Raw genomic sequence first — 16,491 nt, forward strand, 5'->3', positions numbered from 1 at the left:
TCGTCTCTTGTGCCGCCAGCCTCGTATCGTCTCGTCCGTCGCGCCGGTGCCGCGCGCGTGGACGCGCCGCGGCTCGACGAGCAGCAGCAGCGCGTCGTCGACCACCGGGGCGGGCCGCTGCTGGTGCTGGCGGGACCCGGCACCGGGAAGACGACCACGGTCGTCGAGGCCGTCGTCGACCGCATCGAGAACCGGGGGATCGACCCCGAACGCGTGCTGGTCCTGACGTTCAGCCGCAAGGCCGCCGAGGAGCTGCGGCACCGGATCACCGGGCGGCTGCGGCGGACCACGCGGTCGCCGCTGGCGATGACGTTCCACAGCTACGCCTACGCGCTGCTGCGGCGGGACTCCGTCCTGAACGGGGACCTCCCGCCCCGGCTGCTGTCGGCCCCCGAACAGCTGCTGGAGGTGCGGCGGCTGCTGGACGGCGAGCGGATCGACGGGTCCCACGGCTGGCCCCACCGGCTGCACGAGGCGATGGGCACGCGCGGGTTCGCCGAGGAGGTGCGCGACTTCGCGATGCGCGCCGCCGAACGCGGCTACGAGCCCGACGACCTGGTGTCGCTCGGGCGGATCAGGGGGCGCGACGACTGGGCCGCGGTCGGCGGCTTCATGCAGCGCTACATCGACCGGTTCGCGCTGGACCCGATGCCCACCTACGACTACGGCGAGCTCATCCGGGTCGCGGCCCTGCTGCTGGCCGAGCAGGACGAGACGCGGACCCTGGAGCGCGACGCCTACGACGTCGTCTTCGTCGACGAGTACCAGGACACCGACCCCGCGCAGGAGGAGGTGCTGCGGCAGCTCGCGGGGGACGGGCGCGAGCTGGTCGTGGTGGGCGACCCCGACCAGTCGATCTACGGGTTCCGGGGCGCCGACGTGCGGGGCATCATGGAGTTCCCGGCCCGGTTCCGGACCCTGGACGGCGACCCCGCGCCGATCGTGGCGCTGCGGACCTGCCGCCGGATGGGACCGGAGATCCTCACCGCGTCGCGGCGGGTCGCGCGGCGGCTGCCCGCCGGGACCGCCGTGTCGGCCGAGCACCGGGCGCTGGAGCCGCTGCCCGAGGCCGAGGAGGGCGAGGTCCGCACGATCCTGGCCGACTCCGAGAGCCAGCAGGCCGCGCTGGTCGCCGACGAGCTGCGGCGGGCGCACCTGCTGGACGGGGTGCCCTGGTCGCGGATGGCGGTGCTGGTGCGCAGCTCGGTGCAGCAGGTGCCGCCGCTGCGGCGCGCCCTGGCGCAGGCCGGGGTGCCCCTGGTGGTCGCCGGCGACGAGGTCCCGCTGATGGGCGAGCCCGCCGTGCGGCCCGTCCTGCTGCTGCTGCGGGCCGCGCTGAAGAAGGACCACCTGGACGCCGAGATCGCCGACGAGCTGCTGACCGGCCCGCTCGGCGGCGCCGACGCCCTCGGGATGCGGCGGCTCAAGCGGGCGCTGCGCGACCTGGAGACCCTGTCGGGCGGGGACCGGCCGCTCAACGAGCTGCTGATCTCGGCCCTCCAGGACCCGCGGGAGCTCGCGCTCGTCCACGAGAAGGTCCGCGCCCCGGCCGAACGGATCGCGCGGCTCATCGAGGTCGCCCGGGAGCAGGCGTCGCTCGGCGGGACCGCCGAGGACGTGCTGTGGGCCGTGTGGCAGGAGAGCGGCCTCGGCGACACGCTGCTGGAGCAGAGCGTCCGGGGCGGGACGCGCGGGGCCTCCGCCGACCGGGACCTCGACGCCGTCGTCGCGCTGTTCGACCACGCGGCCCGGTTCGTCGACCGGCTGCCGCAGGCCGGGCCCGAGCTGTTCGTGGACGACATCGCGGCCCAGGAGATCGCCGCCACGACCCTGGCCGAGCACGCCCCCGAGGGCGAGGCCGTGAAGATCCTCACCGCGCACCGGTCCAAGGGCCTGGAGTGGGACGTGGTGATCGTCGCGGGCGTGCAGGAGGGCGTCTGGCCCGACCTGCGGCTGCGCGGCTCGCTGCTGGGCGTCGAGGAGCTGATCGAGCACCACGCCGGCAACGACCTGCCCGGCGACGAGGGCGAGGGCGCGGCCGGCTGGTCGATGGCCGCCAAGATGCTCGACGAGGAACGCCGCCTGTTCTACGTCGCCATCACCCGCGCCCGCAAGCGCCTGATCATCACCGCGGTCGGCGGCGACGACACCGAGGAACGCCCCTCCCGCTTCCTCAACGAGCTGCTGCCCGGCGCGCTGGAGCAGTCCCAGCTCGACGAGAAGACCCGGTGGCTGTCGCTGTCGTCGCTGGTGGCGGACCTGCGTTCGGTGGTGACCGACCCGGCGCGCCCCGAGCCGCTGCGGCGCGCCGCCGCCGGGCACCTGGCGCGGCTCGCGCGGGCGGGCGTGCGCGGGGCCCGCCCCGAGAACTGGTACGCCATCACCGCCCTGTCCGACACCGGCCCCGTCATCGGGGAGGACGATCAGATCACCATCTCGCCGTCGCAGGTCGAGACGTTCACCACCTGCGGGCTGCGCTGGCTGCTGACCTCGGCGGTCGGCGCGCAGGAGGGCGGGCCCAACGAGTTCTCCACCATGGGCAAGGTCGTCCACGCCGTCGCCGAGCTGGCCGGGGCCACCGACGACCTGAACGACGTGGACGTGGGGCGGCGGCTGGACGAGATCTGGTCGGAGCTGGACTTCCGGTCCTCCTGGTACTCCGACAAGCAGCGCGAGCAGGCGTCGCGGATGGTCGACAAGTTCCTGTCCTGGCACCGCGCCAACCCCAACGAGATCGTCGCGCTGGAGGAGCCGTTCCGGGTCGACCTCGGCCGCATCGTGATCAAGGGGCGGATCGACCGGGCCGAGCGCGACGCCGAGGGCCGCGCCGTCATCATCGACATCAAGACGTCGAACACGCCGGTCCCCAAGGACGACCTGGCGCGCAACCCGCAGCTCGGCGTCTACCAGCTCGCCGTCATGATGGGCGCGTTCGAGCGGCACGGCCTGGTCGAGCCCGGCGGCGCCAAGCTCATCCAGGTCGGCAAGGCCGCGTTCGCCGCCAAGGTGCGCGAGCAGGAGCAGCCGCCGCCGACCGGCGACCCCGACCCCGAGTGGCCGCGGAAGCTGGTCGAGATCGTCGCGGCGGGCATGGCGTCGGAGGTGTTCCAGGCCCGCGTCAACGACAAGTGTCGGTCCTGCCCCGTACGGTCCTGCTGTCCGGTCCAGGAGGAAGGGGGGCAGGTCGGTCCATGATCACACCAGCCGGGCTGGCGCGGCTGCTGGAGATCCCCGAACCGACCGACGAGCAGGCCCGGGTGATCGAGGCCCCGCTGGCGCCGATGGCGGTGATCGCGGGGGCCGGTTCGGGCAAGTCCGAGACCATGGCGGCGCGCGTGGTGTGGCTGGTCGCCAACGGGTTCGTGCGGCCCGAACGCGTCCTCGGCCTCACCTTCACCCGCAAGGCCGCCGCCGAGCTCGGGGCGCGGGTCCGCAAGCGCCTGGACACGCTGCGCGAGAAGCTGCCGCCCGACGAGGTGGAGCGGCTCGGCGGCGAGCAGATCTTCGACGGCGAGCCGACCGTGTCCACCTACCACTCCTACGCCGCCCGGCTGTTCGGCGACCACGCGCTGCGCGAGGCGCTGGAGCCGACCATGCGGCTGATCTCCCCGGCGGTCGCCTGGCAGATCTGCTCGCGGACCGTGGACGCCTACGACGGGCCCATGGACCATGTGGACTGGTCGCCCGACACCGTCACCAAGGCCGTGATGGAGCTGGCCGGGGACCTGGCCGAGCACCTGCGCCAGCCCACCGACCTGTACAAGGTCGGCGGGTGGCTGGAGGAGCGCTTCGCCGCCCTGCCCAAACCCCTCAAGGCGCAGCGCGACGTGCTGGCCAAGCAGGCGGTCCGCGAGCAGCTCCTGCCGCTGATCGAGGCGTTCCGGCAGGCCAAGGCCGACCGCGAGGTCGTCGACCACGGCGACCAGATGGCCCACGCGGCGCGGATCGCGTTCAAGCACCCCGAGGTCGGGATGATCGAACGGTCCCGCTACTCGGTGGTGCTGCTGGACGAGTACCAGGACACCAGCCAGGCGCAGCTGGTGCTGCTGCGGTCGCTGTTCGGCGGCGGGCACCCGGTCACCGCGGTCGGCGACCCCTGCCAGTCCATCTACGGGTGGCGCGGCGCGAGCGCGGGCGGGCTGCTGCGGTTCGCCCACGACTTCCCGTTGCAGACCCCGGTCCTGAACCGCCCGCCGAGCCCCGCCCCCGTCCGGCAGCTCTCGCGCAGCTTCCGCAACGGCGAGCACGTGCTGCGCGCCGCCGCCCGCGTCCAGGAGGAGCTGCGCCAGGAGACCCCGCAGGTGCCGGTGCTGACGCCGGGCGCGGGCCGCGAGGGGCGCGGCCGGGTGGAGTGCGCGCTGTTCGAGCACGTCGAGCAGGAGGCCGAAATGATCGCCGCGCGGGTCGCGCGGCTCATGGCGGGCGACCCGGAGATCGCGCCGGACGGCGGGCCGCAGGGCGAGCCGCTGAAGTACTCCGACATCGCCGTGCTGGCCCGCAAGCGGTCGCAGTTCCCGCTGATCCGGCGGGCGCTGGAGGCCCGCGGCATCCCCGTCGAGGTCGTCGGGCTGGGCGGGCTGCTGACCGTGCCGGAGGTGCAGGACGTCGTCGCGACGCTGCGGGTCATGCACGACCCGACCGCCGGGGCGTCGCTGGCGCGGCTGCTGACCGGGCCCCGCTGGCGCCTCGGCCCCCGCGACCTGGTCGCGCTCGGCCGCCGGGCGCGCCGCCTGGCCGAGGAGACCTCCCGCGACGTCACCCGCCCCGGCGACGCCGCCGACCCCGAGGGCGAGGACGCCCCGGCGCAGGGCAAGGACCCGCTCCGCGAGCTGGTCTCCGAACTGAACCGCGAGACCGGCAGCCTCGTGGACGCCCTGGACGACCTCGGCGACCCGGGCGCGTACTCGCCCGAGGGCTACGGCCGGCTGCGGCGGCTGCGCGACGAGCTGCGGTCCCTGCGCACCCAGGTCGGGCTGTCGCTGCCCGACCTGGTCAACGAGGTCGAGCGCGCCCTCGGCCTCGACATCGAGGTCGCCGCCCGCTCCGGCCTCGACCCCGTCACCGCGCGGGCCGACCTGGACGCGTTCATCGACGCCGCCGCGCAGTTCGCCGGGGACGCCGAGGACGCGACGCTGGGGGCGTTCCTGGCGTACCTGAAGGCCGCCGAGACCGAGGAGTTCGGGCTGGCGGCGGGCCGGGTCGGGGAGACCGACAGCGTCAAGCTGCTCACCGTGCACGCCTCCAAGGGCCTGGAGTGGCCGGTGGTGATCGTGCCGGGGCTGTCCTACCGGCCCAGGAAGGACGGGGGCCCCGCCACCGGGTCGATCTTCCCCTCGCCGCCGCAGAACACCACCCGCTGGACCGACAACGCCCGCGTGCTGCCCTGGCCGCTGCGCGGCGACCGCCGCGACCTGCCCGAGCTGCGCGGCCTGGACACCGACGACCTGGTGGCGTTCAACGAGGCCGCCGCCGCCCGCGACCTGATGGAGGAGCGCCGCCTGGCGTACGTGGCGGTCACCCGGTCGGCGAGCCTGCTGATCTGCACCGGCTACTGGTGGGGGCAGTCGGGGCGCCCCCTCGGGCCCTCGCCCTTCCTGGAGGAGGTCCGCGAGGTGTGCCTGGCCGGGGCCGGGTCGGTGGCGGTGTGGACCGAGCCGCCCGCCGAGGACGCCGCCAACCCGCTGCTGGCCGAGGACGAGGAGGCCGCCTGGCCGGTCCAGCCCGGCGACCGGGGGCGCTCCGACGCGACCGCGCGGGCCCGCTACGAGGCGACCGTCGAGGCCGCCCGCATGGTCGAGGACGCCATGCAGGGACGCAACGTCCGCTGGGTCGGCACCGACGGCCTCACCGCCGCCGACAAGGGCCGCATGCAGGCGTGGGCGCGCGACGTGGAACTGCTGCTCGCCGAGCGCGACCGGGGCCGCGGCGGCGACGGCCTGCTGGTCGAGCTGCCCCCCAACCTCACCGTCTCCTCGCTGGTCACCCTGGCCCGCGACCCGCAGGCGCTGGCCCGCCAGATCCGGCGGCCGATGCCGCGCCCGCCCGCGCCGTTCGCGCGCCGGGGCACCGCGTTCCACACCTGGCTGGAGAGCCGCTGGGGCCAGCAGCGCCTGGTGGACGAGGAGGAGCTGCCCGGCGCCGCCGACGAGGACGCCGCCGACGAGGTCCACCTGGCCATGCTCCAGGAGCGGTTCGAGGCGTCCGAGTGGGGGTCGCGCGAGCCGGTCGACATCGAGGTGCCGTTCGAGACGATGATCGGCGACCGGCTGGTGCGGGGCCGCATGGACGCGGTGTTCCAGCACGAGGACGGCCGCTACGAGGTCGTGGACTGGAAGACCGGCGCGCCGCCCGGCGAGGAGGAGATGCGGCACGTGGCGGTGCAGCTGGCCGCCTACCGGCTGGCGTGGGCGGACCTGAGGGGCGTGCCGCTGGACCGGGTGGGGGCGGCGTTCCACTACGTGCGCGCCAACCACACCGTCCGGCCCGTGGACCTGCTCGACGCCGCGGGCCTGGCGAGACTGCTGGAGAAGATCCCCGCCATCTGACGCGGGAGTGACGGTCGTCACTCCCCACTGTTCACCTCCCCCGGATTCGGGGATGATCCCGGCAACACCCTGGAGGAGGCGGCGTGACGGTGATGCGTGAAGTCGACGGCCAGCAGGCGGCGCGGGAGCTCCCCACCGGGGTGGCCGACCTGGGCCGGCTGGTCCGGTTCATGGACGCGGAGCTGGACCTGGAGGACGTCGTCCTGGAGGTCGGCGCCGGGACCGGACCGGTCGCGCGGGCCGTCGCGCGCCGCGTCCGCCACGCCACCGCCCTCGACCCGGCGCCCGCGGCCCTCGCCGAGGGCAAGCGGGCGGCCGACCGGGACGGCATCACCAACGTGACGTTCATGCGCGGGGACGCCGCCGCGCTGCCCTGGCTGGACCGGACGTTCACGCTGGTCGTCGTCTGGAACGCGCTGCACCGTGCCGCCGACCCGGCGGCGGTGGTGCGGGAGGCGGCGCGGGTGTGCCGCCCCGGCGCGGCGCTGGTCGTCGCCGACCCGGTACGGCCCGCCGGGCCCGACGGCGACCCCGACCGGATCGAACGGCTGCGCGACCCCGCGCACGGCGCCCTCCTCACCGAGGAGCGCCTCACCGCGCTGGTCACCGGGGCCGGGGCCGAGGTGAAGCGCGCCGACCCGTTCGACGAGCGGGTGCCGCTGGCGTCCTGGTCGGCGCGGACCGGCGCCGACGCCACCGCGCGCGTCCGCGAGGAGGTGCTCGCGGAACTCGCGGGCGGACCCGCCACGGGGCTGCGCCCCCATATGATCGACGGCGAACCGCACGTCACCCGCACGAACCTCTGGCTGCTGGCGATTGCCGGGTGAAACGGATGCGTTTTTCGTCCAAACGTTCGACGGCCTTCGTTCGTGTGTTCTATGTTGTCGAACATGGGTTCTAGCACCGTGGATCGTGAGCCGGCCGCCCTGGCCATGCGCATCGGGATCGTGGCGGCCGAGGCGGCGCTGGCGACCTTCGCCCGCAACCTCGACCTCGACGACCTGGAGAGCGGCCTGGACTTCGAGGGCGCGATCGGGCCGGCCGAGTGGCCGCTGTTCTCCCTGGTGATCGACACCCTGGCCGAGGCCGCGCCCGGCGACACCCGCTCCCTGGACGAGCGCCGCGCCGACGCCCTCAACGACCTGGCCCGCATCTGCATGGCCGCCCGCAACGAGGACCGCCCCGTCCGCGTCGCCTGACGCCCCACCTCCACGCAGCGAGCCAGGCGAGGAACGCGCCCAGGCTCGTCCCCCGGAAACCCCGGCTCGCCGGGCGGCGCGTCAGCTCCGGAGCGCCTTCCGCCGGACCTTGCCGGTGCTGGTGCGGGGCAGCTCGTCGACGAAGTGGACGTCGCGGGGCACCTTGTACCGGGCCAGGTTGCGCTTCACATACGCCCTGACGTCGTCCTCGGTCAGCCGGTGGCCCTCCTTGAGGACCACGTGGGCCGCCAGGCGCTGGCCGAACCGCTCGTCCTCCACGCCCGTGACCGTGACCTCCGCGATCGCCTCGTGCTCGCCGAGCAGGTCCTCGACCTCGCCGGGGAACACGTTCTCCCCGCCCGACACGATCATGTCGTCGGCGCGGCCGTCGACGAACAGCCGGCCCTGCTCGTCGAAGTGCCCGAGGTCGCCGGTGCCGGTCAGGCCGTCGCGGACCTTCTTGGACCCGCCGCCGGTGTAGCCCGCGAACTTCAGCCCGCCGCCGGTGTAGATCTCCCCGGTCTCGCCGGGCGGCAGCTCGTCGCCGTCCTCGTCCAGGATCCTGATGGTGAGGCGGAACGACGGCCTGCCGACCGTTCCGGGGGCCGCGCGCAGGTCCTCGGGCGTGGAGATCGTCGCCCAGCCCGTCTCGGTCGCGCCGTAGACGTTGTGGAGGACGTCGCCGAACTCGTCCATGAACCTCTCCGACAGGTGCGGGTGCAGCGCCGACCCGCCGCAGACCACCACGCGCAGCGCCGAGGGGCGCGGCCCGTCCGGCACGTCCAGCATCCGCTGGAGCATCACCGGAACGGCGATCAGCGTCTCGGCCCGGTGCTCCTCGATCGCCTTCAGGGCCCCGGCCGGGTCGAAGCGGCGCGCCAGCACCAGCGGCATGCCGAGGCCGATCCCGACCGCGAGGTAGGCGAACCCCAGCACGTGGAACAGCGGCGGCGCGATGACGACCGGCGCCCCGGACCGCACCGGCACCCGCATCAGGTGGCTGACCGCCGCCGGGAGCAGCGCGCCGAGCCCGATGTCGTGCTGCGCGCCCTTGGGCGTCCCGGTCGTGCCGGACGTCATGATGATGGTCCGCCCCGCGCGCGCCGGCCTCCGCGGCTCCGGCGTGACGCCCTCGACCAGCTCGTCGGCGGACGGGTGCTTGCCCTCGTCCCGGTCCCGCCACATGTGGACGCGCTGCCCGCCGAACGACGCGTCGTCCACCACCTCGTCGAACTCCTGGTCGTGCAGGAGCAGCCCGACGTTCTCGCGCCCGGCGACCTCGCCGAGCTGCGCGCCGGAGAAGTCGGTGTTCAGCAGGACGACGTCGTGGCCGAGGCGGGAGGCGGCGAGCACGGCCTCCACGAACCCCCGGTGGTTGCGGCACAGCACCCCGACGCGCCCGCCGTCGCCGACGCGTCCGGCCAGCACCGTGGCCAGGGCGGCGGCGCGCCGCTCCAGCTCGGCGTAGGTGAGGTGCCCCTTCTCGTCGTACAGCGCGATCCGGTCGGGGAACCGCAGCGCCGCCATCGCCCCGACCGTCGCCGGGACCGGCCCGAACCGCAGGTACTGGAGCGGCAGCCGCGCCAGCCGGTCCGGCCGCACCGGGCGCAGCACCCCGACGTCGAGAACCGCGCGGGTCGCCCGCGCCCCTTGACTCGCCAACGTTCGGACCCGGTCGAGCAGCACTGGACCTTCTCCTTGCCGTGGGGGAGGGCCGCGGGTGACGGCCACGGGGGAGTCAGGGCCATACCCGGCTTTCAGTTAGATATGTAGTCGAATACCTCTCCCGGCGACACCCCGAGACGGGTATGTGACCCGAACCACACCGTTCGCCGCCTCCGGGCGACGCGGGCGGTCACCGGGCCGACGGGGCGCGGAGGTAGTTGGGGCCCATCGGGCCGTAGTGCTTGTTGATGTCGGCGCAGCCGAGGCGGGACCGGTCGACCAGGGTCCCGGCGGTCACCATCGCCTTGGCGGGCAGCGCGGGCGCGTCCAGGGTGCGGGCGCGCAGCAGGCGGTCGCCGGGGCCCAGCAGCGCGTCGAGCCGTTCGGCGATCATCCCCAGGCCGGTGCGCAGCGGCAGCAGGCCCTGCTCGGCCAGCGCGAACGCCGGGGCCGCCGCGCACAGGTGCAGCGTGATCGTGACGAACACGCGGGCCAGCGCCTCGGGGTCGTCGGTGGTCATGCGCGGATCGTGGAAGCGGCCCGGCTCGCTGTCGCGGCCGAACACGCCCATGAACCGCAGGTTGTCCACCATCATCCCGTCGTTGTCCTTCAGCAGCAGCCGCAGCCGCCCGTCGCCGAGGACCAGGGACAGGTTCTGCTGGTGGGCCTCCAGCGCGATGCCGTAGCGGAACAGCTTGACGTTCCACGTCAGCAGCGCGTCCAGGTAGGCCCCGAACAGCCACGGCACGTTCCACTGCGCGATGACCGGTCCGCCCTCGGGCGACTCGGCGGTCAGCGCCGCCACCGGGATGATGTGCGCGCGGGCCGTCTCCGGCGGGAACCGCCGCACCAGGTAGCCCAGGTACGGCGACCCGGCGTGCCCCCAGGTCTGCTCGTCGGCCAGCAGGATCGGCAGGTTCGGCTCGCGGAGCAGGACGCGGCGCAGGATGCGTTCGGCGCGGGCCCCGTCCGGCAGGCTCTCCGGAACGATCGTGCGGCGGTTCCGTACCCCCAGGGTGCTGGTCGGCAGCGGCACCTTCAGATGCGTCAGCGGGTCGGTGGTGACCGTCCGCATCGACAGGGTGGGCATGACCTGGAGATACGGCCGCGACCCGAGCCGCGCGTCCCGGTCGTCGCGCAGGAACGGCACCGTCAGCGGATGGACCGGCAGCAGGTCGTGCGTGGTGTTGAGGCTCGCCGACATGCCGACGTCGGCGGGCTCGGGCCACCAGTTGGGGCGCTCGCCCGCCCGCGTCACCCGCGATTTCGGCACCGCCGCCCAGCGCAGCGTCACCGCCGGGTCGAACTCCGGCGCGTACTTGCGCAGGTCCGACGGGGACAGCCCGAACCGCGTCCGGCCCGTCGGGTACACCGGGTGGTCCTGGAACGCCGCCAGCGTCTCGTAGAACGTGCCCGGCCCCCGCCGCAGCCCGTCCGGCACGTCCGCCAGGCGCCCCAGCAGGTCGGGCAGGGCCTCCTGGTGCATCCGCAGGGTGACCAGGGACTCGCGGCACTCGCGTTCGAACGCCGACAGGTCGTCGCGCGGATGCCCGACCCGCCGCGCGATCAGCAGGACCTCCTCCAGCCGCAGCCCCTGGTCGGGGTCCACGGCCAGCTCCGACAGGAACCCCGGGTGCATCCCGCCGACCGGCGCCTCGTCCGGCCCGCGCAGCCGGATGCGGACGCAGCCCGGCGGCGTCAGGACGCGGTGGACGTGGTCGACGTACTTGCTCAGGCCCCCGTAGTCCTCGCGCAGCAGGGAGTCCAGGATGCGCGCGGCCAGCCGGGACTCGGCTCGGCGCGCGTTCACGCGACGCCTCCCACGTACCTCCAGGACGCCTCCGGGCACCGTCTTCCCTCGTCACTCCGGTCGCTTCGCCCGCGTCGTTCCTCAGCCCGGACGGCCCCGCGCCCCTCCGGCCCGCTCGCGGCGCCTCCCGCGTGCCCGCGGGGGGCCTCCGGGCACCGGCCTTCCCGTTCCCCGGGCCCGTTCATGCGATCTTCCAGGTGTGCGCGGCGCGGAACGCGGCGACGGCGGCCTCCACCGCCGCGCGGGACGGGCCGGTCGCGCGGACCGTGCCGAGCCGGTCCCGGTCGGCGCGGCCGGTGCCGACCCGGTCGCCGACCACGCGCCGCGGCCGGTAGGAGATCCGCACGCCGCTGGTCTCCTGCTCGGTGCGGTCCGGCGCGGCGACCAGCACGCCGCTGCGCTCGGTCAGCACCGCGTCGGCGACCGCGTGCCGGTCGGTGCGCGGCGGCGGGGCCGGCAGCCGCTCGCCCAGATGGACCCGCACGACCTGCTCGAACAGCGGGACGCCGAGCAGGTCGGCCAGCAGGAGCCCGTCGCGGTCGCCGATCAGCCGGTGGGCGATCCGGACGATCCGGGCGCGGCCCTCGTGGACGACGAACTCGGTGTGGCACGCGCCCAGCCCGACGCCCAGCGCCTCCAGCTGCGCCAGCACCTGGTCGGCGCCCTCCGGCGGCGGCGTCCAGTCCAGGCGTTCGACGACGAAGCGCGGCGGGGCGACCCGGGCGTGGAACGCGCCGAGCACCCGCAGCTCGCGGCCGTCGCCCAGAGTCTCCAGCGTGTAGGTCTCGCCGGGCAGGTGTTCCTCGACGACCAGCGCGCCGCCGCGCCGCGAGTTCAGTTCCTCGCGGCGCGCCGCCAGCTCCCCGGCGTCGCGGACCCGGAACGCGTCCCCGCCACCCTCGCGGGGCCGCAGGACCAGCGGGTAGGGCGCGTCCGGCGGGACCCGCCAGGCGTCGGCGCAGAAGACCGGGTCCAGGCCCGCCAGATGGCGGCGCAGCAGCGCCCGGTTCCGGGTGCGGGTCGCCGCGCGCCAGTCCTTGGCGGGCAGGCCGAGATAGGCGGCGGCCAGCGCCACCGGGGCCTGGAGCCGGTCGCTGTCGGTGAGGACCGCCGCGGGCCGGGACCCGGCCGCGGCGATGATCTCGCGGTAGTCGGTGACGTCGCAGGCGACCACGCGGCCGTCCCACACCTTGGCGTGCTCGGCGGGCCGGTCGGTGAGCAGCACCGTCTCCAGGCCCCGCTCCCGGCCGAGCACGGCGGCGGCGGGAAGGAGTCCGTGGGTGACCGAGTCGGTGGTTCTGCCGGCGACGATGTAGAGCGAGGCGGCCACGGCCACCCTTTCCAGTCGGCTTGGTGAAGGTAGGGCTTGCCTGACTCGCGAAGTCACCCTAGTGATCCGGGTGCGCTCCGCGCGCTAGAACGATGGCACCGCGTGCCCCCCGCTGACGGCGGTTTTGTCGAGTCGTGGTGTGCGCATCGCAAGGCCGCCCCGGAATTGGCCGGTTCGCCGCGCGTGGACGAGGATGACCCCATGGATCTGGAGGAACGCTGGGTGGAGCTGGCCGGAGCGCCGACCCGGCACATCGGGACCGAGCTGGACGCCCGGTACGGGGAGCCGCACCGTCGCTACCACACGCGCGACCATCTGGCCGCCGTCCTGGACCTGGTGGACGAGCTGGCCGGATGGGCCGACGACGCCGACGCGGTCCGGCTGGCGGCCTGGTTCCACGACGCGGTCTACGATCCCGAACGCGCCGACAACGAGGAGCGCAGCGCCCGCCTGGCGGGCCGGATGCTCGCCGACACCGACCTGTCGGAGGGCACGGTCGCCGAGGTGGTGCGGCTGGTGGAGCTGACCGCCACGCACGCCCCGGACGCCGGCGACCGCAACGGGCAGGTGCTGTGCGACGCGGACCTGGCGATCCTGGGCTCCGACCCGGAGCGGTACGCCGCCTACGCCGCCGCCGTGCGGGAGGAGTACGCGTTCGTCCCCGACGAGTTCTTCCGGGCGGGCCGCGCCGAGGTCCTGAACGGCCTGCTCGCGCTGCCCGCGCTGTTCCACACGCCGACGGCGCGGGAGCGCTTCGAGGAGCGCGCCCGCCACAACCTCGGGACCGAGCTGATGCTCCTCAACGCCTGACCGCGCCGCGCCGCCCGGCCGCCTTGCGGCGGCGCAGCCCCGCCTTCGTCAGCCTGAGCAGCAGCTCCTGGCAGCCCACCTCGTGCGCGCCGAGCGCGACGGCCTTCGCGTAGAGCTCCGCGGGGACGTCGTAGTGGTCGCGGTCGAACGCGCGCGGCGGCAGCCCCACGCGTTCGGCGAACGCGTGCAGCTCCGCGAACGACTCGTCGCTCACCATGTGCGACCACACGCGGCCCCGTGCGGGCCACAGTGGCGGGTCTATCAGGATCAACGCCCCTCCCGGGCTGTCGCGGTCCATCCCCTAAGGTGCCAGATGAACGCCATGCAAAGGAGCATGTCAATGGACGTATCCGCCTACATCCAGGCGAACCGGGAGCAGTTCTTCGCCGACCTCAAGGAGTGGCTGGCGATCCCGTCGATCTCCGGTAACCCCGCGCACCACGCGGACGTCGGGCGCTCGGCCGAGTGGCTGGCCGCCCACCTGCGGGGGCTCGGCTGGCCGACCGTCGAGGTCTGGCCGACCGGGACGCCGGACGGTCCCGGGCTGCCCGCCGTGTTCGCCGAGTGGCCCGCCGAGGACCCGGACGCGCCGTCGGTCGTCGTCTACGGGCACCACGACGTGCAGCCGGTCGAGCCGCTGGAGGAGTGGGACACCGACCCGTTCACCCCCACCGAGAGGGGCGACAGCCTCTACGCGCGCGGCGCCTCCGACGACAAGGGGCAGGTGTTCTTCCACACCCTCGGGGTGCGGGCGGGCATGGCGGCGGCGGGATCGGGAGCCCCGCCGGTGACGATCAAGCTGCTGGTGGAGGGCGAGGAGGAGTCCGGCTCGGTCCACTTCGCCGACCTGCTGCGGGAGCGCCGCGACCGGCTCGCCTGCGACGCGATCGTGATCAGCGACACCACCATGTGGTCGGCCGACGTCCCGTCGATGTGCACCGGCATGCGCGGCCTGACCGAGGCCGAGGTGTCGCTGTACGGGCCGTCCACCGACCTGCACTCGGGGTCGTTCGGCGGCGCGGTGCCGAACCCGCTGCACGCCATGGCCGAGCTGCTGGCGCGCCTGCACGACGAGCGGGGCCGCGTCACGCTGCCGGGCTTCTACGACGACGTGGTGCCGCTGACCGACGAGGAGCGGGAGCTGTTCGCCCGGCTGCCGTTCGACGAGGCGGCCTGGCTGCGGACCGCCGGGGACAGCCGCGCCGCCTACGGCGAGGCCGGGTACTCCACCCTGGAGCGGGTCTGGGCGCGGCCGACCGCCGAGGTCAACGGCATGTGGGGCGGGCACACCGGCCCCGGCGGCAAGACGATCGTGCCGCGCGAGGCGCACGCGAAGCTGTCGTTCCGGCTGGTGGCGGGGCAGGAGCCGGTGAAGGTGCAGGAGGCGTTCCGGCAGTGGGTCGCCGCCCACACCCCCGAGGGGATCCGGGCCGAGGTCCGCGTCCCCGGCGGCGGCGTGCGGCCGTGCTTCTCGCCGATCGACTCGGCCGGGGTGAAGGCCGCGCGGCGCGCGATGGAGCGGGCGTTCGGCAAGGAGATCCTGTTCACCCGCGAGGGCGGCAGCGGTCCCGAGGCGGACCTGGCCGACATCCTGGAGGCCCCGCTGATCTTCGTGGCGGTCGGCCTCGACGAGGACCGCATCCACGCCCCGAACGAGAAGGTGGAGATGCCGCTGCTGCTCAAGGCCGCGGAGGCCGCCGCCCACCTGTGGGACGAGCTCGCCACCGCCCTTCGCTGACGAGCGCCCCACCGAGGAGAGCACCGAGGAGAACCGTGTCCGAAACCCCTCTCGAATGGCTGGCCCTGGCGCGCGGCACCCACGACCGGGTCGCCGACCGCCGCCGCGACGACGCCTGGGTGGCGCGCCGCTGGGCGGACCAGCGTTCCCGGGTGCTGGTCGTCGAGGGGGGACGGGTGCCGGTGGCGTTCGACCCGACGCCGCGCCTGGCGTTCGTCCCTCCCGCGCGGGCGCCCGAGGGCGAGCGTTACCTGCTGGGCGTGGACGAACGCGGCGTCGCCCACTTCGCGGTGGCCGCGCCGCCGCCGGCCGTCGAGGGCGCCGAGCCCGCCGACCTGCGCCGGGTCGGCGCGCTGCTCGACGACCTCGACTCGGGGCTGATGGCGCACGCGGTCGCGTTGCGGAACTGGCACGACACCCACCGCTTCTGCCCCCGGTGCGGCGCGCCGACGGAGATCGCGTCGGCCGGGCACGTGCGGGTGTGCACGCGCGACGACAGCCAGCACTTCCCGCGCGTCGACCCCGCCGTGATCATGCTGGTGCGGGACGACGACGACCGCGTCCTGCTGGCGCGGGGCCCGCAGTGGCCCGAGGACCGGCGGTCGATCCTGGCCGGGTTCGTCGAGCCGGGGGAGTCGCTGGAGCAGGCCGTGGAGCGCGAGGTGTTCGAGGAGGTCGGCGTCCGCGTCCACGACATCCGGTACGTGGGCAGCCAGCCGTGGCCGCTGCCGCAGAGCCTGATGGTCGGGTACTTCGCGCGGGCCGCGTCCGGGCAGGAGCTGCGGCCCGACCCCGAGGAGATCCGCGACGCCGCCTGGTACTCGCGCGACGAGCTGCGGGAGGCGGTGGAGCGCGGGGACCTGGTGTCGCCCGGCCCGCTGTCGATCGCCGCCCAGATGATCACGCGCTGGTACGGCGGCCCGCTGCCGCGGCAGGCGGAGTTCCGGTGAGAACGCGACGAGGGCCCGCGCGCGGCGGGCCCTCGTCGCGGTCGCGGGGTCAGACGCCGAGCAGGCGCTTGACCTCCTTGGCGCTGGGGTTGGTCAGCACGACCTGCCCGGCGTCCGGGGTCTCGACGATCACGGTCGGCACGGTCTGGTTGCCGCCGTTGACGCTCATCACGTAGGTCGCGGCGGCGGGGTCGCGCTCGATGTCGACCTCGTTCATCTGGATGCCGTCGCGCGCCAGCTGGCTCTTGAGCCGGCGGCAGAAACCGCACCAGGTGGTGGTGTACATCGTCAGCCGGCCGGTGTGGCCGGGCGCCTGGCCGGTGGTCGGCGTCGCCATCGGTGCGTCGTCTCCCTCATACGGATACGGGGTAAGCAGCGAACAGGAGAACACTCGGGGCTCCGTCCGCATTCCGAGGTTATCCACAACCTGGAGTGGATGGCCGA

Annotated in this window: 12 protein-coding genes; 7 read left to right on the top strand and 5 right to left on the bottom strand. The window is 74.6% G+C overall.

The window, feature by feature from the left end:
* Window positions 1–57: 57 nt before the first annotated feature.
* The 4 genes from HNR61_RS02170 to HNR61_RS02185 all read left to right on the top strand — a co-directional run bounded on the left by HNR61_RS02170 (window position 58) and on the right by HNR61_RS02185 (window position 7,744).
* A complete protein-coding gene (locus tag HNR61_RS02170) occupies window positions 58–3,195 on the top strand; it encodes an ATP-dependent helicase (RefSeq protein ID WP_312897729.1) in 3,138 nt (1,045 codons plus the stop codon).
* Window positions 3,192–6,545, top strand: coding sequence for an ATP-dependent helicase (locus HNR61_RS02175; protein WP_182841409.1), 3,354 nt, complete (start codon window positions 3,192–3,194; stop codon window positions 6,543–6,545). Before HNR61_RS02170 ends, HNR61_RS02175 begins: the two co-directional genes overlap by 4 nt.
* Before the next feature lie 92 nt (window positions 6,546–6,637).
* Window positions 6,638–7,372, top strand: coding sequence for a class I SAM-dependent methyltransferase (locus HNR61_RS02180; protein ID WP_182842235.1), 735 nt, complete (start codon window positions 6,638–6,640; stop codon window positions 7,370–7,372).
* A 63-nt stretch (window positions 7,373–7,435) separates the two neighbouring features.
* On the top strand, window positions 7,436–7,744 hold the full coding sequence (locus HNR61_RS02185; RefSeq protein ID WP_067812630.1) for a hypothetical protein: 309 nt from the start codon (window positions 7,436–7,438) through the stop codon (window positions 7,742–7,744).
* 81 nt (window positions 7,745–7,825) lie between these two features.
* On the opposite strand, the gene HNR61_RS02190 is transcribed toward HNR61_RS02185, so the two are convergent.
* The 3 genes from HNR61_RS02190 to HNR61_RS02200 form a co-directional block, all read right to left on the bottom strand.
* The gene (locus HNR61_RS02190; RefSeq protein ID WP_312897730.1) at window positions 7,826–9,430 is read right to left on the bottom strand and encodes an AMP-binding protein; all 1,605 of its coding nucleotides are present in this window, start codon (window positions 9,428–9,430) and stop codon (window positions 7,826–7,828) included.
* 169 nt (window positions 9,431–9,599) lie between these two features.
* Window positions 9,600–11,219, bottom strand: coding sequence for an IucA/IucC family protein (locus HNR61_RS02195; RefSeq protein WP_182841410.1), 1,620 nt, complete (start codon window positions 11,217–11,219; stop codon window positions 9,600–9,602).
* Between the two features lie 181 nt (window positions 11,220–11,400).
* Window positions 11,401–12,549, bottom strand: a complete 1,149-nt coding sequence (locus tag HNR61_RS02200) for an ATP-grasp domain-containing protein (RefSeq protein WP_182841411.1) — start codon at window positions 12,547–12,549, stop codon at window positions 11,401–11,403.
* 201 nt (window positions 12,550–12,750) lie between these two features.
* Between HNR61_RS02200 and HNR61_RS02205 the strand changes: the two genes are divergently transcribed.
* The gene (locus tag HNR61_RS02205) at window positions 12,751–13,359 is read left to right on the top strand and encodes an HD domain-containing protein (RefSeq protein WP_182841412.1); all 609 of its coding nucleotides are present in this window, start codon (window positions 12,751–12,753) and stop codon (window positions 13,357–13,359) included.
* Here HNR61_RS02205 and HNR61_RS02210 read toward each other — a convergent pair.
* Window positions 13,349–13,657: a DUF4031 domain-containing protein gene (locus HNR61_RS02210; RefSeq protein ID WP_182841413.1), complete on the bottom strand. Its 309-nt coding sequence runs from the start codon at window positions 13,655–13,657 to the stop codon at window positions 13,349–13,351. The genes HNR61_RS02205 and HNR61_RS02210 overlap by 11 nt on opposite strands.
* 42 nt (window positions 13,658–13,699) lie before the next feature.
* On the opposite strand from HNR61_RS02210, the gene HNR61_RS02215 reads away from it, so the two are divergent.
* Window positions 13,700–15,097, top strand: coding sequence for a dipeptidase (locus HNR61_RS02215; RefSeq protein WP_182841414.1), 1,398 nt, complete (start codon window positions 13,700–13,702; stop codon window positions 15,095–15,097).
* A gap of 35 nt (window positions 15,098–15,132) precedes the next feature.
* Complete coding sequence (nudC, locus tag HNR61_RS02220; RefSeq protein ID WP_182841415.1) at window positions 15,133–16,047, top strand: NAD(+) diphosphatase; 915 nt, start codon at window positions 15,133–15,135, stop codon at window positions 16,045–16,047.
* A 49-nt stretch (window positions 16,048–16,096) separates the two neighbouring features.
* Here the strand turns inward: nudC and HNR61_RS02225 are convergent, their stop codons facing one another.
* Complete coding sequence (locus HNR61_RS02225) at window positions 16,097–16,384, bottom strand: glutaredoxin domain-containing protein (RefSeq protein WP_067812636.1); 288 nt, start codon at window positions 16,382–16,384, stop codon at window positions 16,097–16,099.
* Window positions 16,385–16,491: the final 107 nt, after the last annotated feature.

It is taken from the genome of Actinomadura kijaniata (assembly GCF_014138665.1).
GTDB lineage: Bacteria > Actinomycetota > Actinomycetes > Streptosporangiales > Streptosporangiaceae > Spirillospora > Spirillospora kijaniata.